The organism is Mangrovimonas xylaniphaga (genome assembly GCF_001280435.1).
In the GTDB taxonomy this organism is placed as follows: domain Bacteria; phylum Bacteroidota; class Bacteroidia; order Flavobacteriales; family Flavobacteriaceae; genus Mangrovimonas_A; species Mangrovimonas_A xylaniphaga.
Genome location: NZ_LBIP01000013.1, coordinates 1,972,796 through 1,998,227, shown reverse-complemented (window position 1 = coordinate 1,998,227; position 25,432 = coordinate 1,972,796). Strand labels below are relative to the sequence as shown.

Here is a 25,432-nt window from a genome sequence, read left to right as displayed (position 1 = left end):
ACGCACCCGTGCGCCACTCGTCAGCCACCGAAGTGCTGTTACCGTTCGACTTGCATGTGTTAGGCCTGCCGCTAGCGTTCATCCTGAGCCAGGATCAAACTCTTCATCGTTAAATCTTAAATATTATTCAGACTATCGAAACGGAATTTTCTGGTTCTCAAAATGGCTTGTTCTTTGTTCGACCAGATCTTTAAAAAAGATCCAATCTTACGCTGTCAATTCAATATGTTAATGAACTTGTCTTCTTTGTTTTTCCTAAGCTTGTCGCTTAAGCGGGTGCAAATATAGAACCCTTTTTTGAAGCTCGCAACAGTTTCGGTTATTTTTTTAAAAAGTTTTTTTTCGTGGCGCAATCGCCTCTCAAAACACTTATAACCGACCCTCTCAATGAACTCCTCTCGCCTTCGCAGCACTCGCTGTTTTTGCGGCTGCAAATATACCGCCTTTTTGGATATCTGCAAGCCTTTTTTGCGGTTTTTGGAAAATATTTTGAAACAAGGAATTTACAGGGCTGGAATTGAAGCGTTTGGAATTGGAAATAATTTATGGCTTATAGGAAGTGGCGTGTTGCCCCTTTCCTGCAGCCCTTTTGAATACATACCATATATAATGTATACAAAGGACACAAATCCAAAACACCCCTCTCCTTACATATAAACGATACACCAAACATATAAACGATACACCAAACAGGAAAAACTTCTATTCACCCACCATTATTCAGAATGAAGAAACACCTTTTAATAATGAGTGAAAACTATTTTGATATCAATGGAGGGATAATCAACAATTAATTCTCCATTCACAACAGTCCCTATACCTAATAAATAATTGCCCGGATTAGTATAAAATTCATAGTCGTCACCATTTTTCTTCCACAATGACTTATAGTCCGGCTCCGAATAACAACTTTCCGGTGCTGCAGCAGCATCTTTAAATTTCCAACTATAAACACCGCCTTCTTCAACCTTTAAATATTTGTGCTCAACACAGGCCAGAGCCACCAAGTGACCATCGTAATATATCTCGACTGCATTCCAGCTGCCAACTTCATTTTCCAAATCATCATTTGAACAGGAAAAAAATAATACCAAAAATAAGCATAGAAATACAAATGTCTTTTTCATAAGTAGAAATCAAAACCTCCAAAGATGTTCAAAATAGAAAATAGACACAAGGGAGTAGCGACATTATTTTCCTTAGAAAGAATATTTCAATGCAATGAAACCGGAAAACAAATCACAAAACACCATGAAACAAAAAAGCCTCCCGAAATCGGGAGGCTTTTGTTGGCCTACTAGGGCTCGAACCTAGACTCTTCTGGACCAAAACCAGACGTGTTGCCAGTTACACCATAGGCCATCGCTTTGTTTTGCGAGTGCAAATTTAATACAATCTTTGACATGCGCAAAAGTTTTTTTAAAAAAATTTTCAATCAACCCAAGGTTTACCTAAAAGCCATAGTGTTTATCATATTTATTACTAAATTCGTCCGCAACAATAGACAACATCTTATGACACATTTCAACTTCAAGAAATGGAATACCATCCTGGGATGGATCGCTTTTACAATAGCTCTTATCACTTACGCTTTAACCATTGAACCCACCGTAAGCTTTTGGGATGCTGGAGAATACATTTTAACTTCTTCAAAACTGCAGGTTGGACATCCGCCTGGAGCACCATTGTTCCAAATGCTAGGAGCGTTTTTCTCCCTATTTGCATTAGAACCTTCACAGGTAGGAATGATGCTAAATATGATGAGTGCCGTTTCCAGTGCATTCACCATTTTATTCATGTTTTGGACCATTACCTTATTATTGAAGAAATTGGTAAAAGAAGATGAAGAAGGCATGACCCAACAGGCTGCAATGGCTATTTTGGGAAGTGGTTTGGTAGGAAGTCTTGCTTTTACCTTTACAGATTCGTTTTGGTTCAATGCTGTTGAAACTGAGGTTTATGCCATGGCTACCCTTATCATGTCTGTAATGTTTTGGCTAGGATTGCGTTGGGAACAGGATATGCACACACCTAGAGGAAACCGTTGGCTCATTTTAATTGCCTTTATCATTGGGCTTTCCTTTGGGGTTCACTTTATGGGGTTATTGACCATTCCCGCCATTGGTTTGATCTACTTCTTTAAGAACTACAAAACTGTAACAGTTAAGAATTTTCTCATTGCCAATGCCATTGCTATTGCCATTTTATTGTTCATCTTTAAATTATTGGCTCCAAATATCATGAGAGCCTTCAGTGCCTCAGAGTTATTTTTTGTAAATACTGTTGGATTACCATTTAATTCAGGATCTATTATTGCAGGCATTGTGCTGATTGGCTTGATTTATTTTGGACTGAAATATACCCGTGACAAAGGATACAAGCATTTAAACACCGGCATCCTATGTCTTACCTTTATAATTATAGGATTTTCTTCTTGGTTGATGCTCCCTATTAGAGCCAATGCCAATACCATTATTAATGAGAATAACCCTTCCAGTGCCCGAGAGCTTTTGGCCTACTATAACCTTGAGCAATATCCGGAAACTCACCTTTTCTACGGTCCCTTGTTTACAGACCAGTATACAGGTTATGACGAAAACCAACCTTTTGTTGACGACAAACCTAAATATGAAAAGGACCTTGAAAAAGGCAAATATGTTGTTGTAAACAATTATAAAAACGCCAAACAGAACTACAACTCTACTCAGGCCGCTTTACTACCTAGAATGTGGAGTACAGAGCATGCCGAAAACTATATGCGTTTTACAGGACTTTTGGACTTCAAGATCAAACCAGAGTACCAAATGGAAAATGAGGTACGCGCTTTGGTAAATGATTTTAGAAAGCGTGTTGCCGAAGGCCGTATCGATTATGAAGGCTATCACAATTTCCTAAAACAGTATGGACAACAATTCTTGGATATCGAAAAGCCTTCCTTAGGAAAAAACATCAGCTATATGTTGGAATATCAACTTGGCTATATGTACTGGCGTTACTTTATGTGGAACTTTGTAGGGAAGCAAGATGATATCCAAGGGAAATTTGATGACCTCCACGGAAACTGGATCAGCGGTATAAAGTTTATTGACGAACTGCATTTGGGAATGTCCCAAGACAACCTTCCTAGTGATGTATTAAATAATAAAGGACGTAACACCTATTACTTCCTACCGTTTATATTAGGATTGATTGGTTTCATGTTCTTATTGAACAAAGACAAGAAAACATTCTGGACTATGTTGGTGTTCTTCCTGTTTACAGGTTTGGCCATTCAGTTCTATACCAATGTAAGACCTTTTGAACCTAGAGAACGTGATTATTCAGTGGTAGGATCTTTCTACGTTTTTGCCCTTTGGATAGGATTTGGAGTGTATGCCCTTTATGATCTATTGAAAAACTTCACCAAATCAAAGTTCTTGGCACCTGCAATTACCACTGTGTGTCTAGTATTAGTGCCAGCTATTCTTGCTGCCAACAACTGGGATGACCACGACAGATCCAACAAACGTACTGCACAAGCTATGGCTGCTCAATATTTGGAGTCTTGTGCGCCTAATGCTATTTTGTTTACTATTGGAGATAATGATAGTTTCCCACTTTGGTATGCCCAAGAAATTGAAGGTATCCGCACCGATGTGCGAGTAGTGAACACCAGTTTATTCCAAACCGATTGGTATATCGATCAAATGAAACGAAAGGCTTATGAGAGTGATCCAATCCCTTCTCAACTTACACATGACAAGTATAAATATGGTACCAGAGATGTTATTATAAAAAGAAGAATTTCTGACGATACTGTGTCAATTAAAGACTTTTTAAACTTTATCACTAGTGACAGTCCTAAAGCTAAATTTAAGTATAGGTTACAGCAAGATGGTGAAGATCCAAGTTATTACCCTGAAAACTTATTGAATTCAAACTACTTCCCTACGGAGAATATCAGAATTCCTGTAGACAAGGATGCTGTTTTGAAAAATGGCATTGTTAAGGAAAAAGATGCCGACAAGATTGTGCCTTATATAGATGTGCGCATCACTTCTGGAGCCATCTATAAAAACAGGTTGATGATGTTGGATATTATTGCCAATAACAATTGGGAACGACCAATCTATTTCACGGGTGGAGCTTTTGGAGACGAAGATTATATCTGGATGAAAGATTACCTGCAATTGGATGGTCTATGTTATAAATTGGTTCCTATAAAAACTCCTGTAGACAGAGCAAATCCATTTGACATGGGCCGCGTAGATAGCGATTTGATGTACGACAAAGTAATGTCTTGGGATTGGGGTAACAGTGGCACCGATATTTACCACGATGTAGAAACCCGTAAAAACGGAATTACTTACCGCGGAAATCTTGCCAGACTTATCGAACAGTTGATTAATGAGGAAGACTACGAGCGAGCCGAAAAAGTTGCCGATTTGGCCATGGAAAAAATGCCAGTAGACATTTACGGATATTACACATTATTGGAGCCCTACATTAGCGCCTACTATGAAATGGGCCAAAAAGAAAAGGGTCGTAAACTTTACAAGGAGGTTTCTCAAAAATACCAAGAGAAACTTACTTACTACAGTGGCTTGAGTATAGAAAACCAAACGCGTTATTTGGATGAAATTGTTACGGATATTGAACGCTATAGAAGTTTGGTAGACATCTTGGTAATCTATAACGATAAAGATTTTGCGATGGAAGAAACCCAAAAATTCAACAATTATTTGAAACTCTTTGGGCACTTTACAGATGAAGAACCTGCTGTAGAATCTTTGATTGAAGATGAAGATATAGCTGTGGACACCATCGACAGCATTTTGAAACTGGAAGAATAAGGCTAACAAATCATGCCTCTTGGGATTGCTTTTTAAAGACACCCTATCATGAAAGTTGCACCCATCAAAACACCGGAAGTAGTGAAGCGAATGTTCCCAAACTATGTTTGGGACATGCCTTCCGGCGAAAAAACGATCTACCTCACCTTTGACGATGGTCCTACCCCAGAAATTACCGAATGGACTTTGGACATCCTCAAACAATTTGATGCCAAAGCCACCTTCTTTTGCATTGGAGACAACATCAAAAAATATCCTGAGATATTCCACAAAGTTTTAGAGGAAGAACACCGTATTGGTAACCACACCTTCAATCATCTGAAAGGCTGGAAAAGCGAAACTGAAGACTATCTCGAAAACACATTAAAGGCCCAACAGATCATAGATACCGAAAGTGACCAACTTGGCCTCAGCAAAACTTCTCTTTTAGCACCTAAATTATTCAGACCCCCATATGGCAAAATAAAGCCTTCCCAAACCGAAGGATTGCTTGCACAAGATTACAAAATTATCATGTGGGACGTGATTTCTTATGATTGGGACAAAGACATTTCCAAAGAACAGTGTTTGGAATATGTAACTTCAAAAGCAAAAGATGGAAGCATCGTAGTGTTTCACGATAGCGTAAAGGCAAACAAAAATATGAGTTATGTGCTTCCAAAAGTTCTGGAGCACTTCAAACAACTGGGATATACTTTTAAATCCCTATAGAGATTCTTAAATAAATTCTTGAATAATACCGATAAGCGTATTAGCATCTTGCTCCCCACTGTGGCGCCATTTCATCTCACCATTCTTATAGATAATCAAAGTAGGTAGGCCTTTTACTCTAAGGGCATCGGCAAGCTCCTTATTTTTATCGACATCAATTTTGATGACCTTGGCTTTATCTCCAAGGGCTGCTGCCACATCCCTTAGTACAGGGTGCATGGCGATAGATGGTTCACTCCATTCTGTGAAAAAATCCAATAGAACCGGGATATCAACATCTATTAATTCCCCAAATTTTGACATACATAATTGTTTTAGGCCAAATCAGTTATACAAACCTACATATATTTTCCCAATTTAAACAATATCATATCAAAATTGTAAGGTTTCTACTAATTCTTTCAATAAAAATTAGGATACTTTACCTTTTCTTAACTCAATGACAGTTACCTCTGGCCAAATACCCGTGCGCCCCGGAAAACCTAAATAACCAAATCCGCGGTTGACATTAATGTATTGTCCCATTTGCTCATAGATACCTGCCCAATATTTATAACGCCATTTGGCAGGACTCCACTTCACCCAACCTGGGATTTCAATCCCAAATTGCATGCCATGGGTATGACCACTCAAGGTTAAGTGATAATGGTAATCATCATGAACCACGACATCTTCCCAATGGGATGGGTCATGACTCATCAATATTTTAAAGTCATTTTCATCAACAGATTGCACTGCTTTTTTAAGGTCACCTGCTTTTTTGAATGGTCCTCTCCCCCAATTTTCAACGCCAACAAGTGCCAAACGCTGCCCGTTTCGCTCTATAAAACGGCTTTCGTTCAACAACAAATCAAAGCCCATATCTTTTTGAATTTGCTTCAACTCTTCCAAATTGGCATGTTTATCTGCTTCGGAATTCCATTCCACATAATCTCCATAATCATGATTTCCCAATACCGAATACACGCCATCCTTGGCTTCCAATTGTCCAAACAAGTCCTTCCAATCATGCATTTCTTCTGCCTTATTGTTGACCATATCCCCTGTGAACAAAATCATGTCGCTCTCCTGCTTTTTGATAAGGTCAATACCATAGGCCACCTTGTTTCTGTCATCAAAACTACCACTATGAACATCACTAATTTGTGTAATCCTGTAGCCATCAAAAGCTTCGGGAAGATCTTCAAAATGCAGTGTATATTTCAACACTCTATAATCATATTTCCCTTTATACATACCGTACAATAAGGATGAAAACGGAATGGTTGCCAAACCAAGCGCCAACTGACTTACAAACTTTCGCCTAGAGGGAATATATAAAGACTCTTTTCCTGATGCGTATTTATCATACACCCCAAAAATCAACCTGAGAACATCTTCACCCAAAAGAATAGGAACCACGACAATGTTAAAAGACAGGAACACCAACAAAAAACCAAAGGCATAACTTTTGGACTGCGTCAATACCCGACCTTCCGGCCCAACAACAAATTGGAAGATAAAATTCCCCAAGACTAGGAGGGCAATTGCAATGAAGACATATTGCACCCAATTATATTTAAAAATTGTTTTAATGGCCTGCAAACCATAAGCCGTTAGCAGCGCATAAACAATCCCGAAAATAATCCAACGAACCATAATTCAAATTTGCCCAAAGATAACCTCATTTTAATGGTATTGCCATCCACCGAAGCATATTTAACTATACCTTAAGATTTTAATACTTTAAAATGAGCTGTTCATTAAAACCACTTTATGGTCATATTAATTAATTTCTGTTTTAAGGACGTATACGGAGGAAACAACAGTTCAATTGCTCCTGATGTATGCTGTTTTAAAACCGCCCGCTGATTTGAAAACTCCTGAAACCCAAAATACCCATGACTTTTACCGATTCCACTGGTGTTACTTCCTCCAAATGGCAGATAATGATTGGAATATTGCAGCACATTGGCATTAATTGCGGTACTCCCAGCTCTGGTATTCTTTAAAATCTGGTCAATGAAGCGTTGGTTTTTACTGTAGATATATAGCGCCAAAGGTTTGGATTTAGCATTGACATATTCCAAAATATCCTCTACCGTATTATAGGTCTTAATAGGCAAAATAGGCCCAAAAATCTCTTCCTGCAACAGACTTGCCTCATCTTGCAAGTTGCTAACCACAGTTGGAGCGATATAACAATCTTCCTTTATAGCTTCTCCTCCAATATCAAAACTAGCCTTGCGGTTCTTGGCATCATCCAAATGATCCACCAACCTATCAAAATGTTTTCTGTTTACAACTCTACAATAAGCCGATGACTCTTGAGGATTCTTAGAATAAAATTCTTCTAACTGCAATTGTAGTGCTTTAATAAAATCATCCTTTACCGATTCTTTGACCAACACATAATCTGGCGACAAACAAATTTGCCCGTTGTTTATGAACTTCCCCCAGGCAATCCGTTTTGCAGCCAGTTTTAGATTGGCGGTTTCATCTATAATTGTGGGCGATTTTCCTCCCAATTCCAAGGTAACCGACGTTAAATGTTCTGAAGCAGCTTTCATCACCAACTTTCCCACTCCGGGTGACCCTGTAAAAAAGATATGGTTGAAGGGCAGTTTCAACAATTCCTGGGACACTTCAACATCTCCTTGTACCAAGGCAACCTCCTCTTCAGGGAATAGGTCCATAATAATCTCTTCCATCACTTTTGAAATATGCGGCGTCATTTCCGAAGGTTTCAAAACCACCGTATTCCCGGCAGCAATAGCAGATACCAAGGGCCCCAATGTTAGATTCAACGGAAAGTTCCAAGGCGCCATAATCAAACAGACACCTTTGGGTTCATGTTGATACCATGACGATGTCCCCAACAAAGCCAATGGTGTTTCCACCTTTTGGGGTTTTAACCATTGTTTTAAATACTTGCAAGCAAACTTGATTTCACTTACCACTGGATAGATTTCAGTAAGATCGGTTTCTGCAAATGGCTTTTTAAAATCATTGTACAGAGCTTTTTGAATAGCTTCCCTATACCTAAATTCTATAGCCTCCTGTAGCTTTTTTAGTTTTTGAATTCGGGTTTTGTAGTTTGTATTTCCTATGAGAAATTGACTCTGCTGTTGTTTTTCAAACAAGCTATCATACTTATTGGCAGCGGATTGTAGCATTTACTGTGATCTAATTTAGAAGATTGAAGGCTCTAAGGTGCATTTCATCGATATTTTTGGTGCTGTTTGTCAGATAATCCATTTATCGACGTTTTTCATCTAATTAATTTACTGTAACCGTATCAGTTATGTTTCTTTGACTTGCATTACAAACAAAAACCCACTTTTAGGTCATGAAAAAAGTTATCGCATTTATAGTATTAGGCTTTCTACCAATCATGTTAATTGGACAAAACAATACTACTGAAAACTTACAACAAGATACTAAAATAATTAAGGAAACTTCGGTCGAAAAAACCGAATCCACAAAAGAGATTAAAGAAGGTACAGAGCTAAAATCGGCCATCAAGGCTCAGGTTTTAGACCTCAACTATAGAAAAAGTAATGATATCATTAGCGTGAAAGCTTATAAGAAAAGCCTCCAAATCAAGGCGAAGTCCATAAAGCTTTGCTAATGCATTACCGGCCAAAAAGAGAAAACCGAAGTTCACGCTTCGGTTTTTTTCTGGAATAATCTCAACACACATTTCTATTCGCCCCTAACTTTTCGTAGTTTTGAAGTTCTTTCAAAAACAAATACATGTCAGCACCTAAACGTCTTTTTTTAGTCGATGCCTACGCCCTGATTTTTAGAGGGTATTATGCTTTTATCAAAAACCCAAGAATCAACTCCAAGGGAGTGGACACCTCTGCCATATTAGGGTTTATGAACTCCCTTTTGGATGTCATCAAACGGGAACGCCCAGACCACTTGGCCGTATGTTTTGATAAAGGTGGTAGTACCGATCGTGTAGAGATGTTTGAGGCCTACAAAGCCAATCGGGACGAAACACCAGAAGCCATCAGGATTGCGGTACCATATATCCATGAAATCCTAAAATGCATGCACATTCCTATCATGGAAAAGGAAGGATACGAAGCAGATGACATTATAGGAACCCTTTCAAAACAGGCAGAAAAACAAGGCTACCAAACCTTTATGGTCACTCCAGATAAGGATTTTGCCCAATTGGTTTCAGACAATATTTTTATGTACCGCCCTGTATTTGGCGGCGGCTATGAAACTTGGGGAATTCCCGAAGTGAAAGAAAAATTTGAAGTGAATGATCCTTTGCAAGTCATTGACTTTTTGGGAATGATGGGAGATTCTGCGGACAACATCCCAGGGCTTCCAGGAGTTGGGGAAAAAACGGCCAAAAAGTTCTTGGCGCAGTTTGGCAGCATGGAAAACCTTTTGGACAATACCCATGAGCTAAAGGGAAAAATGAAGGAGAAAATAGAGGCCAACAAAGAACTTGGCCTTATGAGCAAAAAACTGGCCACTATCATGCTGGATGTGCCTGTGGAATTCTGTGAAACCGATTTTGAAATGTCTGAACCTGATGTTGAAGCGGTAAAGAACATTTTTCAGGAATTGGAATTTAGAAGGCTGATTGACAATTTTATTAAAACTTTTGCTGCTCAAGCAGACACTACCTCTGCCGACAACTCTGCAGAAGGCAACTCGGTTCTTACAACCTCAGCAAAACAAACAACGGCTGGAGCTGGTCAATTTTCTCTTTTTGGGGACGATTCCAGTTCATCTGCTCCAACAACTGAATTCTCTAGAAACACCTCCATTTCTACCTCGCATTTTTATCAAAGTGCCGATTCGCCTTTGGCCATAAAATTATTGATCAAAAACTTGATGCAACAAACTTCGGTGTGTTTTGACACTGAAACTACAGGCATCAATCCTTTGACGGCAGAATTGGTGGGGATAGCATTTTCATGGGAAGCAGGAAAAGGTTTCTACGTGCCGTTTCCCGAAGATCGTGATCAAGCCCAAGCATTGATTGAGCAGTTCCGAGAGTTTTTTGAAAACGAAACGATTGAAAAAATAGGTCAGAACCTTAAATACGATATTAAGGTTTTGGCCAAATACAATATTCAGGTAAAAGGCAAACTGTTTGACACCATGTTGGCTCATTACCTCATCAACCCAGACATGCGTCACAACATGGATGTGTTGGCTGAAACCTATCTCAACTACACGCCTATTTCCATTGAAAGTCTTATTGGAAAAAAAGGTAAAAATCAATTATCCATGCGACAGGTATCTCTGGAAAAACAAACGGAATATGCTGTTGAAGATGCCGACATTACCCTGCAACTAAAAGAACACTTTGCCAAAGAATTGGGCGCTGCCAATACACAAGCTCTTTTCGATGATATTGAAGTACCTCTTTTACGGGTTTTGGCTGCCATGGAATTGGAAGGTATTAATTTGGACCAAGAATTCCTGAAGCAACTTTCGGAAGCACTTAATAAGGACATCGCCGATTTGGAGCAAAAAATATATACGGAGGCTGGAGAAGAATTTAACATTGCCTCTCCAAAGCAATTGGGAGATATCCTTTTTGACAAATTAAAATTGGTAGACAAACCCAAAAAGACCAAGACAGGGCAATATGCCACTTCCGAAGATATTCTGTCCTACCTCGCCAAAGACCATGAAATCATTCAACATATTTTGGATTTCCGCGGCCTAAGCAAATTAAAAAGCACTTATGTAGATGCCCTACCTCTACAGGTAGAACCTTCCACTGGGAGAGTGCATACAGATTATATGCAAACCGTGGCTGCTACAGGACGCTTGAGTAGTAACAACCCTAACTTGCAGAACATCCCAATACGTACGGAACGTGGTAGACAGGTTCGTAAGGCATTTATTCCACGCAATGAAGACTACACCCTTTTGGCTGCGGATTATTCTCAAATTGAGTTACGCATCATTGCTGCTCTAAGTGAAGAAGAAACCATGATCAACGCTTTTAAACATGGTGAAGACATTCACGCTTCAACAGCTTCAAAAGTATTTAATGTGCCTTTGGAAGAAGTTACCAGAGAACAACGTAGCAATGCCAAAACCGTTAACTTTGGAATTATTTATGGCGTGTCTGCCTTTGGATTGAGCAACCAAACCGATCTTTCAAGAAGCGAAGCCAAGGAATTGATAGATACTTATTATGCTACCTATCCAAAATTAAAGAGATTTATCAGTGAGCAGGTAGATTTTGCAAGAGACCACGGCTATGTACAAACCGTTTTGGGAAGACGCCGCTATTTAAAAGATATCAATTCTAGAAATGCGGTGGTGCGAAGTGGCGCAGAACGTAATGCTGTGAACGCTCCTATACAGGGAAGTGCCGCCGACATTATTAAAATTGCCATGATCAATATTTATAAGAAATTGGAAGAAGGCAATTACAAAACCAAGATGTTATTACAGGTACATGATGAATTGGTGTTTGATGTGTACAAACCAGAATTGGAAACCATCAAAACCTTGGTCAAAACCGAAATGGAAAGTGCCTACAGCTTAGCAGTACCGTTGGTGGTTGATTTAGACACAGGAGACAATTGGCTGGAAGCCCACTAATACAGAAAAAGCTATCGAAATTCGATAGCTTTTTTTCTTTCCGGATGAATTTTCTAGCCCAATTCTTTAGCTACTAGATAATAAAATGCAGGCCGGTTTTTATTTTTAAATTCAGACATTGTTTCGGCAACCTTTGTAATGGCAGCCATGGCCTTGTCCTTATCGGTGATTCCCAACTTCTTTTCAACAAAATTCCTACGCACCGTTTCCAACTCCGATGGATCTTGGGCTGCTACCAAGGACGCATCGTGGTTGTCTACCATAGTTTTTAAACTATTTACGTAACCGTCCAATTGGGCATGGTCAATATCACTCACACCACATTTGTTCAGTTGGCTGACAGCAATTTCTTTAAGCTCTGACAATTTTGCTTCTACGTCATTCATGTTCTTAAAATTTTATGGATTAATAATTGATTTTCAAATAGATAGGTTAAATTAAGCAATTTACAGCACATTACCTCAATCACTTTTCATCTATTTTTTAACCCTTCCTATTAATTAACTTTTGCTTAACGGACAGGTCCATTTTCAACTTAAAAAATTTCATTCACACACTGATATTTAGACTTAACACTTTCAGTTTTAAACTTTTTTGTAATTTAAACAGCATAAAATCTAACCAAAGATCTCCAACCACAACTCATAAACACTATGGAAAGTTTACTCAATATTGGCCTGAGCATTGTTGCCTCCTTAATCATGCTTGGTTTTGGTTATATTATTGGACGCATTAGGGAACGTAAACAGCAACAAGGCACGCCTCTTGAAGACTATCCTTTTTATCCTTTTAAAGTGAACCAGGACAATTTGCTGTGTTTCGATCTAGATTTGTTTAATGAGGCCGTGAGTGAGCTACTCCAAAAAACCAATCCCCAAGCAGGAAGACAATTGGTACTTATAGGAGAACAAAACAATGTAAAACACCTTTTGAAAAATCCGTTCAGAAAGCGCTATAATAAATTGTATAAAAAATATAAAGGCGACCAAGTTTTGGATGAATCGGTCAATTATCTAAAAAACTACAAACGCATTGTACAACATATTGGGGATAGTTTCCCAGATTCTGGTATTGAGATTCTACTTCACAACCTTACCAACCCTTCCAAAGCTCTTTACTATATCAAGAATAATGTCACTGGTCGCAATATAGAAGCACCCGCCACCAATTTGGTATTGGACCTAAAAAGACGCAATTCGCATAACGAAGACAAAATCAATTACGAACTCAATATTGGTGCCCGTAAATTTAAATGCACTACCATTCCTATTTATAAAGAAAAAGACGGCTTGATTGGCGCCATATGCATTAACATAGACTACAACTATATTAATGACGAAGTGCGCCACAATCCAAAGATTATGAATTCTTTTTTGGATTCCATAATAAGGACAGACATGGTACTTAACGAAAACATTTTGAGCAAATCCGAATTCCAAAAAGCTCAAGAAGGGAAACGGCATTTTAGAGACTTTTAAAACTGTACATCAGCATATTATATTTTAGTATCTTTATAAGAAACAAAGCTTTCTAACATGGCTAATGTAAAGATTCCCGTGGTTACCTATACTGGCATCAACCAACAGATTGAACACACCGATCCTGACTCTACACTCCTAGAACTGTCCATCAACAACCAAATACCGCACATGCACGAATGTGGTGGCAATGGTTTATGTACCACTTGCCGAATTCGGGTTTTGGACGGTCTGCACAACCTTACGCCTAGAACCCTTAAGGAGCAAGAAGTAGCGAGCATTAGGAAATGGGACCCTTCCATTAGATTGGCCTGCCAATGCTATCCAAAAGGGGATGTAAGTATTCAACGTTTGGTATGGACCAGCGCCGAAGTCAATAAATTACAATTGGAGACCGTTCCCGAAGGTTCTGCAGAAGAGCGTGCCATTGCAATTTTGTTCTGCGATATTAGAGGCTTTACCAAAATGGCTTCGGAAAACAGCAACTTTGATGTTGCCCATATTCTTAACCGGTTCTATACTGTATTGGGAGATCCTATCTTAATTAACAACGGTGTCATCTATCAATATGCCGGCGATGAAATCATTGGTCTTTTTGGAGTTTCAGGAGGGCTTCGGAACAAAAATTGTCAGGATGCCGTAAGGGCGGCATTGGGTATGCAATATGCGATTGAACGACTCAACCGTTTTGAATTGGTAGATTTTGATGTGACCATTAAGCTGGGCATAGGCATCAATTTTGGAAAAGCCTACATTGGCCACTTGGGCCATCCAAAACATAAGCAATTTGCGGTAGTTGGCGACCCTGTTAATACGGCTAGCCGTATCCAATCCTTCAACAAAACGGCCCTGACCAATATCTTGATTTCGGAATCCATTTATAAAGGACTGCCCGAAGGCACTTTGGAAACGGGACAGGTCTTTACCCCACAAATGGACGGCCATGAACACCAAACCACACTCTACGAATTGAAGGGATTCAAGGAAATGGATATTCAATTGGAATTGCAGCGTTCCTTAGACTACATCTTACGCAATGAAGAGGCCTTTGCTACTAAGTTTTATAATCGGGTATTTGAAAAAGCTCCGGAAGCTAGAGCCCTTTTCAAAAATAACATGGCTTCCCAAGGACGCTTACTCACTCATATGCTAGGAGGTATCGTCTATTCTATGAGCAGGCCAGAACACCTTACTTTAGGTCTTAAAATGTTAGGCGAAAGTCATGCTAGGTATGGGGTTAGTGAAGCCCATTATCCAGTAGTCTTATCTTCACTTTTGGAAACCATAGAAGAAGAATTGGGTGATTATAGCAGTGGGCAATTATTAAAAGCTTGGGAACAGGCCTTGACCATCATTACCACCGAAATGAAAAAATACGCTTAAAGCCATTTTTCTCTATACACCTCCCATAAGGTATCCATAGGGTTGATATGGGGATGCTATAGGGCAGCTATTGCGTTCCTATAAAAGGAATTTCAATACAAAATGCTTAGCATTTCTTCCTATAAAACCTCCTTTATCCTCCTTCTTTTTATAGGCTTTTAAGTATCTTTATACCTTAAGTTCATAACTCAATAATACATAAAAGACCATTACAAATGACGGATCTTCAAATATCGCAAAGCGTCGCCCCAAAGCATATCCGCGACATTGCAGCCACACTAAATATCGACGAATCTCAACTGGATTATTACGGATCGGACAAGGCAAAGCTTCCTTTGGACCTTATTGACCAAAACAAGGTTGACCAAAGCAATTTAATTTTGGTCACTGCCATTACTCCAACCCCTGCCGGTGAAGGAAAAACCACTACTTCTATTGGTTTGGCCGATGGCCTGAGTAAAATTGGCAAAAAAACGGTAACCGTTTTGCGCGAACCTAGTTTAGGCCCTGTATTTGGGATTAAAGGCGGTGCCGCCGGAGGTGGATGGAGCCAAGTAATCCCAATGGTAGACATCAACCTACATTTTACGGGAGATTTCCATGCTGTAGAAAAAGCCAACAACCTTTTGGCAGCACTAATAGACAATAACATCCAAAGTAAAACTAGAAGTTTAGGCATTGACCCCCGAACAGTGCTTTGGAAACGCTGTATGGACATGAACGACCGAGCCCTTCGCAACATTGTGGGCGCCTTGGGAGGAAAAGCAGGAGGTGTGCCTCGCGAAACAGGCTTCAACATTACGGCTGCCTCAGAAATTATGGCCATTCTTTGTATGAGTACGAGTTTGGAAGACCTTACAGAACGCATGGGCAACATTTATATAGGAGATACTTGGGAAGGGAAACCAGTTTTCGCCAAAGACCTCAACGCCCACGGTGCTATGGCCGTTTTGATGAAGGATGCCATTAAGCCTAATTTAGTTCAAACTTTGGAAGGAACACCTGCTATTATCCACGGTGGCCCGTTTGCCAATATAGCACAAGGTACCAACTCAATCCTTGCCACAAAAATGGGAATGAGCCTTGCCGACTATGTAGTCACCGAAGCTGGTTTTGGCGCCGATTTAGGGGCCGAAAAATTCATGAATATAAAATGCCAAAATGCAGGACTCTCCCCTAAGGCGGTTGTATTGGTAGCCACTATTAGAGCTTTAAAATACCACGGAGGAAAATCCTTGTCGGAATTGACACAAGAAGACACCGAAGCTCTTGCCAAAGGGCTCCCAAATTTGGAACGCCATGTGGACAGTTTGAAAAGTTTCGGGGTACCTGTGGTGATTTCCATAAATGCTTTTGATAGTGATACCGAAGCTGAAAAACAGTTGCTCTTTGAACACTGTGAGAAAATGGGCGTACCAGTAGCCCTAAGCTATGGATGGGCCAAAGGAGGTGACGGCTGTACAGATTTGGCAAAATTAGTGGTTGAAGCTGCTGAAAATTGCACCGAAAAAATCAGCCACACTTATGAATTATCGGATTCCATCAGAACCAAAATGGAAAAAATTACCCGAACCATTTACGGAGCCAAACATGTCATCCTTTCCAATAAAGCAATGAATCAGATGAAGCGCTTTGAAGCGCTTGGTTTTGGAGACCTTCCGGTTTGTATGGCTAAAACGCAGAAAAGTTTGAGTGATGACGAAAAGAAACTGGGCCGCCCGGAAAACTTCGATATCAATATTAGAGAATTTGAAGTTGCTTCAGGAGCAGGATTTATCATTCCTATTGCCGGCGCCATTTTGCGAATGCCAGGATTGCCAGCCACACCTTCGGCAGAACTTATAACCATAGATGCCGACGGCAACATTGAAGGCCTATTTTAAACTGCATTACTAAATAATGAAAAGCCCAAAAAGATAAATTTTGGGCTTTTTGTTTGCCTTAATTCACTTGAACCATTTATTGTGTATCTTGTTATTACCAAATCCAACACTGTTAACAAAACCAAAAGATCATGAAAAACACGAGAATATATAAAATGGCATTTGCCAGCGTCTATCCCCACTATGTTGCCAAAGCAGAGAAAAAAGGCCGCACCAAAGAGGAAGTAGACACCATTATTTGTTGGCTTACGGGATATGACCTAACCGAACTTCAGGAGCAAATAGATACCAAGGCCGATTTTGAAACCTTTTTTGCAGAAGCTCCCGAAATTAACCCCAATGCCTCCAAAATTACAGGTGTTATCTGTGGTTACCGTGTAGAAGAAATTGAAGAAGATCTCATGCAACAAATTAGGTATTTGGACAAACTTATTGATGAATTGGCCAAGGGAAGGGCTATGGAAAAGATTTTGAGAACTTAAAAAGACCTCTCTTTTCATCTTCTCGATTTAAAACACAAAAAAGCCCCAAAATATTTTGGAGCTTTTTAAAACAAATAACAGTCTAAACAGGATTGTTTACCATACTAATTGATCCTGTCTATTTTTTAAAACAACTAACTTTTAATGTGCTATCAATTTTATGGTTTTTGAACCATCTTGAGCATTTAAGTTTACAATCCAAAGACCATTCGCAATATCTATTGACGTATCCTGATTGGTTTCAAACTCATGTACTAAGGCACCTGTTAAAGCATACACTTTTACCTGAGTTGCAGAAGACACATTGGAAATAAATAACTGCTGACGGTAAGCTCTCACGGTAACCGCAGTTTCCATAATGTCATCTTCAATTCCCAATGAGCCGTCTAATTCCGGAAAAGGGTCCCAACCATCATTTCCTTGGGTAAAATTAAGAGTATTGATAGCTGTTCCATCAGTCAATTCTGCAGTGGTCAACACGGTAGACCAAGATGCACGGCTATCGGAATTATCTACGCCTTCAGCATTTTCAATAGTACCATATTCATACATCATAGACGACTCGCCTCCCAAACTACTGGTCCAGCCTGCTGGTGCAATCAAGGACAAGCCTTCCGATCCTGGATATGTTGACTCATCAATAGTCGTATTGTAGAACACCACTTCACTTGTATTCGGTGCCCAAGGACGTCCAAAATACCCCGGTTTAGAACCATAAGTAGAAGCGGTCTCCACACCTGGTACTGGTGATACTACGTGACATTCATACATTAAAAACCCTCTCCCACTGGTTTGTTGTGCTGCGGTAATATAGGCAGCATCGTTGCTGGAATCACTGGTGTTCAATACCAAATCGGTTTGATAAAATACTGCTGTCATCCCTCCAAACAGATAATCCACAGCTCCCATCATGGCACCTTTGTAAATGGCGACACGAGCTCCGGATGCTCCATAGAAGGAATCCTGACGTCCAATAACACGGCAATTGTTCAAGATTACTCTATCGGCACTATTGGCAATTCCTATAGCGGCAGCCTGTGTTACATAACCAGCCGAGCGATCCTGAACACTTGTGTTTCCATAATCGGTTGGACGGGTTGGTTCACTTGGCGCTTTGGCCAATACGGTATCTTCCGATTCCTTTTGGGAAATGTATTGGTTAAAAGAGTTTTCTAAAATGATGTTTTCAAAAGTCACATCCTCGGCAGTAATCACTACTGTAGCATTCCAATAGGAAGTTCCTCCTCCAGTTCCTTCTTGATTCACATAATAAGTATAACCGTTTTCAGTATTTACCGCCAAAGCTTCAGCACTCCATTTATTGTCTGTGCCTTGACTAAAGAAATTGTACTTCTGTCCATAATAAGAGGTAATACGAACGGCATTGGCATCTATATCTACACCTTCGTTCAAAATTGCAATACTTGGAGTAGATGACGCATTTTTCAATGTCACGTTATGACTTGAAACCACCAACATCTCTTCATAATTTCCCGGATCGATTACAATAGTTACCAATTCGTTGTTTGGACGTTCCATATTGGCTACAGCATCCAAAGCAGCGTTAATAGTTTGGTAATCCTTGTCAACTCCCACAGTAATCACAGCGGTATAAGCTACAATATCTACCACTTTAATAGAGCGGAAATAAGAAGTTCCACCTACCGAAATCGTCACCGTACCATCGACCGTACCCTCATATACATATTCAGAAACGACACTAGAACTGGTACTTCCAGAAGTATTGGCCACCACATCGCCATCTTCGATGGTATAATTGGATTGGTAGTAATCGGTTACAATCACTTTTTGATCAACCGCAATTGGCACGGCAATAGTTGCACCTGTAGAAGCCACTAGGTCTGGTGGACTGTGATCCCCTCTTACGCTTACACTTCCTGAAAAAATCAATCCTTTATATGCCACAGCATTGGAAATGACTTTATCATCGAATAGCCATTCGCTTACAGGATCAAAAGAAAGTTCCTTAGAAGTATCGGCTCCATCAACAGTTACATTGGAAGTTAGGGCCAATTCAATTGGATAGGCGTCCAATCCATCATATGTAATACTATAAACCCCATCGCGTAATGACACAGTAGTAACATCGGCAAAAGTATAGGTATAGCCTTCTTCGTTATTATTGGTAAAGGTTAAACTCAAAGCATTCATTTGCTCAGCATCCAAATCCGGAGCAATAATGCTTACGTTATATACTGGCTTTAAAGTGAAATTGACATCGGAAGTAGCAGCTGCAGTTCCTATAGTAATGGTGTTATCCAAAATCTCATAGTCGTTAACACCTTCTGCAGAAATGGTATATTCTAAATCCGCTTCAAGGTTTACCGTATAGGTCATTGCTTCGGCATCCACAGTAACTATTGGTTGGTAAATGGTTTCCACTAATGGATCTGGCGTGAAATGTAATTCCAAATTTGAAAGGTCTGACAATCCTGTGATAGCACCACTTAAATTGTATAAATCTACTTGTAACACTGTAATGTCATGCGTAGTGCTTTCCTCTGTTACCTCAACAGTATCTCCGTTGGTAATAACATACCCATTGGCGCCCCCTAGACTTAAGGCATAAGTATAAGGTGCAGGCACCTCGATGCTGTAAGTTCCATCGGTCACCACAGCTTCATACATTTTACCTGCTTCGTTAGTATACTGTACAGTATATCCTTCAGGAATTCCAGGTGCTTCAGTAGCATCTACATTTCCTGTAATCGTTATGTAATTGGCGGCTTTTCTTAAAACCCTAAAATAACTAGGCTTCCCTATATTGTCATATACATGGTATTCTCCAGCATATTGGGCCACGAATTGCAGTTCTACCTCTGCGGCAGGCATTTCAACCTCATCTTTTTGGGCAGCCGGGTCGGCGGCATATTCAAAATTGATATTTCCTCCTGAATCTGTTCTGGCATGAATGGTAACTTCATCGTCTTCCTGTAAATTCAGCGTCAAGTAACGATTCGTATTAGCTCCAGAATTAACGTATACCCTTCCAGTGAAATTAGTTGAACTAGCAATATTTTCATCCCAACGGGTAATATTGGTGTTGGTAGTTCTTAAACGATCGCTGGTACCATTGGTAACATAACCCAAATCGCCAGCTGAAAATGACGGTAGGTTTACCCCGCTTGTTCCTGGAGTTACACCATCATACCAAGCATTGATTACTTCTTCATTCAAATGATTATTATACAAAACCTCATCAAATTGCTCTGCCCCAAAATCCCAAACATCTGTCATAATGATAGACGCAGGAAGATTGGTCACCTGAATGGCAGGCGTATAAGCATTGGAGCCATTAAATGTAAAATATAAGGTAGTAGCTCCGCCTACATAAGTAAACTCATAGTAGCCTGTTTGGTCTCCCATTTCAGGGTAGGCATCCATATCAACGTCCATCACTCCCAAATCGTTACCTCCCAAGGAGGTTCCTCCACTCATAGTGCCCGCGCTATACACCGATCCGTAAAAGCGAACCGTAGTATTGGTCCCCTCCACATCAATTTCCAAAGAGTTTCCTTCCTTAAAGGCAACCCCATAACCGGTGCTATGCCACTGAGATGTTGCCGCTTGAGTTCTTACCTTCCCATCAGGACTTGTAGTGGATGTTACGGGATCCCATTGCACTCCAGTATTGGTAAAAGTAGATTGATCTCCCAAATTATAAATGGTATAGGGATAGGTGACCTCTATAGCCGGAGTGTAAGCATTGGAACCACTAAATGTAAAATATAGGGTTCCGGCCCCTCCCGTATAACTGTATTCATAGTACCCCGTTTGGTCTGCCATTTCTGGATATGCATCCATATCTACATCTAAAGTGCCAAGATCGTTTCCTCCTAAGGAAGTACCACCATCTAAGGTTCCCGCACTGTAGACCGATCCGTAAAAACGGATGGTACAAGTACCCGTTACGTCTATTTCCAATGAATTTCCATTTTGGAAGGCAATGCCATATCCGGCACTATGCCACAAACTTGTAGCGGCTTGGGTTCTAACGTTCCCATCTGGACTTGTAGTAGAAGTCACAGGATCCCACTGATTACCCGAATTGGTAAAGGTGGATTGGTCCCCTAAATTGTAGCTGGTAGTGGTCTGCCCTTGAACGGCAGCTACAACACATAAAAGGAACAGTTGCAAAAGAAAGTAATGTTTTTTCATGTAGTAACAATTTGTTCTAGTTAATTATCAAAAAACGCCAAGTCAATGACTGACATTAACTCAGGACATTCTTTACCAACAATGGTAGGTTTAGCCAATTAATAAGGGGAATCGATGACATTTTAAGAAGGTCGACAACTACTTAAAATTAATGTAATCGATTACGTAAATATATTACAAAATTGTTATAATCAAAAAATATTACTCAAAAAAGTGTGAATTTCACATTTATAACACTTCTAAAAAATCAATTTATTAATCAGGGATAAAAAAACCCCAAGAACTCGTCTTAGGGTTTTTAAACTATTTTCTATCGTTTCATCAAACGGAAGCTTTCAGTTTTTCCATTAATTTGAAGTTTACATATGTACATGCCTTTGGAAAATTGACTCAAATCTAAGGCGTATCTTTCTAACCCATCCATTTCATGAGTATTTGGAAGGGCATCCAATTTTTGTCCTGTTACAGTAAAAATTTCTATAGACACATTTCCATTAAGTTTGGACGGAACTTCAATATAGCACATATCTTCCACAATCGTTGGATATACTTTTACTCCTATGCTTTCTAAGTCTTGAAGGCCCAGATTATCACAAGAGGAGGAAATTTCCCCTGTATCAGTAATATCGAGAGTAGCTCCAGCACCACAACTTTCATTACTAATCACCTCAGCAACATCTTCTACCTCAATCACGGTATAGCTATACGTAGGCGCCGTAACTGTGCCAACATTAGACTCGCCATTTAAGCAGTTGTCAAATACCAAGGACACGGTTCCTCCGTCGGAACTGGCATTTTGGTACACATTGCCCACATTGGCAAAATCTGTATTTTCCACATAGCAGGTAAGATCATTGATACCACCTCCCAATCCTAGGGCTGTAGAACTCGATACATCTGTATTGACATAACAATTGAGAATATGCAATTCGGCATTTCTGGCTCGAGGCATTCTGGCCTTCACACCATCTGCCCAAAAGCAATTTTGAAAGGTCACACTGTAATGTCCATCTACAGGAGCATTGGTGCTGCTAGAACCCACCAAATTGGAAAACCTGTGGTCATTAGATCCCCCTGGACCACCTGGAACGGCAGGCTTTAAATAGGTAAACTTACACCAAGACACAGTCACATCATCTGAATTTCCTTTAATATCGAAATTGCCATCCACACCATCCTGAAACTCACAATGGTCCACCCATAAATTGGTACAACCATCGGCCGTTAAATTATCACGTCCATCCACATCATAGGCACCTGGACCTTCAAAAATCAAGTTTCTTATAATTACGTTATTCGATCCATTTTTCAAGTTCAAAATCCCTGAACCACTTTGAGTCTGGCTATTGTTAACCAATTTGGCACCCGGCAACCCTAAAATAGTTTTGTCGGTCACTACTTTACTAATTTGCTGACCTTCTGGAATGGTGATGGTTCCGGAAACCAAAATAACTTTGGGACCAGCCGCCTCAATATTCGTCTTTAAAGCTGTATAAGTAGTAACCGTAATAGGAGTGGCACTCCCACCTCCAGTAGCTGCAGCTCCAAAGCCTTCCGGCGATTCCATATAATAATTTTGCCCATTCACATGGAACATACCCGCCAATAAGGCAGCAAAAAGTAATCGTTTTTTCATGAGTATCTCAAATTAAATTAGGAAGGAATCACAATGCCATAGCCTAGAAAGCATTTCGTTACTATTATAACAATGTAATCGATTACCAAATTAAGACATAATATTCAATTCTCCAATACCAAGAACCCAATAGCGTTGTTAAAATGAGATTCTATCACTTCAGAAGAGTACGGCTTAAGAATAAAAAATAAACTGTTGTTTACTGATTTTTAATTGATTACATTTAAGAAACTATTAAAATCAATTATTATGAGCACCAAAGTAACGTACCTTGGAGTGATACTCTTCACCCTTATTTCATTTAGTTTTCAGGCCCAAACCATCACCAAGCCTTCGGCCCAATTTTCATCAGATTTACTTTCTACCCTTAATCCAGGGAATGATTTAGGAATTTCCTCTGAACTCAAAGACAAAATTGAGTCAGAAAATCGCAGCTATGTTCAGGACATTATGGACATCGCCAGTGGAGATGACGATGATGATACCAAGATCAAAAAACTGACGAATAGAAAAAATCAACGGGATGGTGTCCTTGAAAGTGCCTTTGGAAATGACGATATGTTGAAATCCTACAAAAAGAAAATCAACAAAGAAATCAAGCCTTTCAAGCGAAAATATAAATTAGCCAAATGGGTTTTATAATATAAAATCCCTTGCTACTTCGAGCAAGGGATTTTTTTTATATTCTTACCCAAATAGTACTCCCCCCTTTCCAAAAAACAAAAGAATGCCTCTTCCCTTCTCCCATTTACTTACAAAGCAACCATTCCTTAAAACACTAAAATTTCCTCCGATATAGTTAGAGTGCAATGGATTCAACTAAAAAAATTTAATGTAAAGTTTTCATATCTGTAATATTTCACTTTCAAAACTTTTAATATATTTGGCCGCTATCAACCAACAAAAACCCTCATGAAACAACTTTTCCTGTTTGCATTCCTTTTTCTAGGACTTGCTACTAACTTTTCCATGCAATCCCAAAACTATGTAGGTTTCAATATTGACAATTATGCTGGAATCCACAGTGTCTTAGTTAACCCTTCTAATGTTGTGGATTCTCCCTTTAAAACGGATATCAACTTCTTTTCTTTTAGCTCCTTTGCAGGAAGCGACTATTTAAGTTTCAACTTTAAAGACCTTTTTAAAAGTAATGGAGAATTCGATTTTGAAGAAGATTCCAATACCACAGCCAGCAACAACAATAATTTTTTCCTTAATATGGATGCATTGGGTCCTTCCTTTATGATGAACATCACCCCAAAGCATAGCATTGCCATAACCACAAGGGCTAGAAGTTTTTTGAATCTCCATAATATGAACGGGAAACTCTTTGATGATTTAGAAAATGGATTTGAGGACGACGAAGATATTGACATTAATATTAATAATTTGAACGGCACCGTACATGTTTGGGGAGAATTAGGCCTTAGTTATGGAACAGTGCTATTGGACAAGCAGCATCACTTCCTAAAGGCAGGAGTCACCTTAAAATATATTCAAGGAGCAGGAAGTATTTACATAAACGCCGATCAAATTCAGGGACACTACAGCGCAGATACTGACTTGCTCACTACAACGGGTAACCTTAACTATGCTTCGACCCAAGGTTTTGATACTGACGATTTGGATTTATCCAATTTAAGTACCGGATTTGGGGCCGATATAGGAGCCACATACGAATGGCGCCGAAATGCAGTTATAGACTCCACTTCAAAAAAACTTAAGGACTACAAGTTAAAGGTAGGCGTATCGGTTACAGATATAGGTTCAGTGACTTACAAAGGCACAACAGAAACCAGTTATGATTTGAACAACATAGTAAATACCGACGAGTTTGAGGACAAAGAAGTAGAAGATATTCTTGACGAATATTACGATTACACAGAAAAGCTTACAGACAGTAAAATACAATTGCCAACTGCCCTACATTTCTTAGCAGATTATAGTATTGTAAAATCATTATTTGTGAGCGTACAAGGCTCATTTTCCCTAACCGACAAAAGCAATTCCACTGCATCGAGTATTATCAATGCAATAACTATTGCCCCGCGATACGAAATTAAATGGTTCAGTTTTTATCTGCCGGCGAGTTTTAGGGAATACGGAAACTTTGCTTGGGGCTGTGGTCTAAGAGCAGGCCCACTAATGGTAGGCTCTGGCTCCATACTCTCCAATGCCTTTTCAAAATCGACGAAAACGGCAGATATTTATCTAGGACTTAAAATCCCTATTTATCAATAAAGACAAAAGTGCCCCAATTTTGGGGCACTTT

General features: G+C 39.6%; 17 protein-coding genes, 1 tRNA gene and 1 rRNA gene. 10 read left to right on the top strand and 9 right to left on the bottom strand.

Features of this window, described 5'->3' with window-relative positions:
- From ZA06_RS08810 to ZA06_RS08795, 3 genes are all read right to left on the bottom strand, one after another.
- Positions 1-110 (bottom strand): 16S ribosomal RNA (locus tag ZA06_RS08810); the annotation flags it as partial.
- A 630-nt stretch (positions 111-740) separates the two neighbouring features.
- Complete coding sequence (locus ZA06_RS08800; protein WP_053976992.1) at positions 741-1,127, bottom strand: hypothetical protein; 387 nt, start codon at positions 1,125-1,127, stop codon at positions 741-743.
- A gap of 162 nt (positions 1,128-1,289) precedes the next feature.
- Positions 1,290-1,362, bottom strand: a tRNA-Gln gene (locus ZA06_RS08795).
- Between the two features lie 152 nt (positions 1,363-1,514).
- On the opposite strand from ZA06_RS08795, the gene ZA06_RS08790 reads away from it, so the two are divergent.
- The gene (locus ZA06_RS08790) at positions 1,515-4,832 is read left to right on the top strand and encodes a glycosyltransferase family 117 protein (protein WP_053977111.1); all 3,318 of its coding nucleotides are present in this window, start codon (positions 1,515-1,517) and stop codon (positions 4,830-4,832) included.
- 48 nt (positions 4,833-4,880) lie between these two features.
- Positions 4,881-5,543 (top strand): polysaccharide deacetylase family protein, encoded by a 663-nt coding sequence (locus tag ZA06_RS08785; protein ID WP_053976991.1) that lies wholly within the window; start codon positions 4,881-4,883, stop codon positions 5,541-5,543.
- A 6-nt stretch (positions 5,544-5,549) separates the two neighbouring features.
- Here the strand turns inward: ZA06_RS08785 and ZA06_RS08780 are convergent, their stop codons facing one another.
- The 3 genes from ZA06_RS08780 to ZA06_RS08770 all read right to left on the bottom strand — a co-directional run bounded on the left by ZA06_RS08780 (position 5,550) and on the right by ZA06_RS08770 (position 8,698).
- A complete protein-coding gene (locus ZA06_RS08780) occupies positions 5,550-5,846 on the bottom strand; it encodes a thioredoxin family protein (protein WP_053976990.1) in 297 nt (98 codons plus the stop codon).
- A gap of 108 nt (positions 5,847-5,954) precedes the next feature.
- A complete protein-coding gene (locus ZA06_RS08775) occupies positions 5,955-7,181 on the bottom strand; it encodes a metallophosphoesterase (RefSeq protein WP_053976989.1) in 1,227 nt (408 codons plus the stop codon).
- 104 nt (positions 7,182-7,285) lie between these two features.
- Positions 7,286-8,698, bottom strand: a complete 1,413-nt coding sequence (locus ZA06_RS08770) for an aldehyde dehydrogenase family protein (protein ID WP_053976988.1) — start codon at positions 8,696-8,698, stop codon at positions 7,286-7,288.
- Between the two features lie 173 nt (positions 8,699-8,871).
- On the opposite strand from ZA06_RS08770, the gene ZA06_RS08765 reads away from it, so the two are divergent.
- Together ZA06_RS08765 and polA are read left to right on the top strand one after the other, a co-directional pair.
- Positions 8,872-9,153: a hypothetical protein gene (locus ZA06_RS08765; protein WP_053976987.1), complete on the top strand. Its 282-nt coding sequence runs from the start codon at positions 8,872-8,874 to the stop codon at positions 9,151-9,153.
- Between the two features lie 125 nt (positions 9,154-9,278).
- Positions 9,279-12,119: a DNA polymerase I gene (gene polA, locus ZA06_RS08760; RefSeq protein ID WP_053976986.1), complete on the top strand. Its 2,841-nt coding sequence runs from the start codon at positions 9,279-9,281 to the stop codon at positions 12,117-12,119.
- Positions 12,120-12,172: 53 nt separating this feature from the next.
- Here polA and ZA06_RS08755 read toward each other — a convergent pair whose 3' ends face one another.
- On the bottom strand, positions 12,173-12,505 hold the full coding sequence (locus tag ZA06_RS08755; RefSeq protein WP_053976985.1) for a DUF2853 family protein: 333 nt from the start codon (positions 12,503-12,505) through the stop codon (positions 12,173-12,175).
- A 267-nt stretch (positions 12,506-12,772) separates the two neighbouring features.
- Between ZA06_RS08755 and ZA06_RS08750 the strand changes: the two genes are divergently transcribed.
- From ZA06_RS08750 to ZA06_RS08735, 4 genes are all read left to right on the top strand, one after another.
- Entirely contained in the window at positions 12,773-13,597 is an 825-nt protein-coding gene (locus tag ZA06_RS08750; RefSeq protein ID WP_053976984.1) for a PAS domain-containing protein, read from the top strand.
- A 57-nt stretch (positions 13,598-13,654) separates the two neighbouring features.
- Entirely contained in the window at positions 13,655-14,980 is a 1,326-nt protein-coding gene (locus ZA06_RS08745; RefSeq protein WP_053976983.1) for an adenylate/guanylate cyclase domain-containing protein, read from the top strand.
- A 215-nt stretch (positions 14,981-15,195) separates the two neighbouring features.
- On the top strand, positions 15,196-16,863 hold the full coding sequence (locus ZA06_RS08740; RefSeq protein ID WP_053976982.1) for a formate--tetrahydrofolate ligase: 1,668 nt from the start codon (positions 15,196-15,198) through the stop codon (positions 16,861-16,863).
- A 131-nt stretch (positions 16,864-16,994) separates the two neighbouring features.
- Positions 16,995-17,345 (top strand): DUF2200 domain-containing protein, encoded by a 351-nt coding sequence (locus ZA06_RS08735; protein ID WP_053976981.1) that lies wholly within the window; start codon positions 16,995-16,997, stop codon positions 17,343-17,345.
- Between the two features lie 141 nt (positions 17,346-17,486).
- On the opposite strand, the gene ZA06_RS08730 is transcribed toward ZA06_RS08735, so the two are convergent.
- Positions 17,487-21,524 carry a pectinesterase family protein gene (locus ZA06_RS08730; RefSeq protein ID WP_053976980.1) on the bottom strand — a complete coding sequence of 1,346 codons (4,038 nt, stop codon included), beginning with the start codon at positions 21,522-21,524 and terminating at the stop codon, positions 17,487-17,489.
- 310 nt (positions 21,525-21,834) lie between these two features.
- Complete coding sequence (locus ZA06_RS08725) at positions 21,835-23,160, bottom strand: pectate lyase family protein (protein WP_053976979.1); 1,326 nt, start codon at positions 23,158-23,160, stop codon at positions 21,835-21,837.
- A 249-nt stretch (positions 23,161-23,409) separates the two neighbouring features.
- Here ZA06_RS08725 and ZA06_RS08720 point away from each other — a divergent pair, with 249 nt between their 5' ends.
- Both ZA06_RS08720 and ZA06_RS08715 read left to right on the top strand, forming a co-directional pair.
- Positions 23,410-23,802, top strand: a complete 393-nt coding sequence (locus tag ZA06_RS08720; protein WP_053976978.1) for a hypothetical protein — start codon at positions 23,410-23,412, stop codon at positions 23,800-23,802.
- Positions 23,803-24,072: 270 nt separating this feature from the next.
- On the top strand, positions 24,073-25,401 hold the full coding sequence (locus ZA06_RS08715; protein WP_053976977.1) for a DUF5723 family protein: 1,329 nt from the start codon (positions 24,073-24,075) through the stop codon (positions 25,399-25,401).
- Positions 25,402-25,432 lie beyond the last annotated feature (31 nt).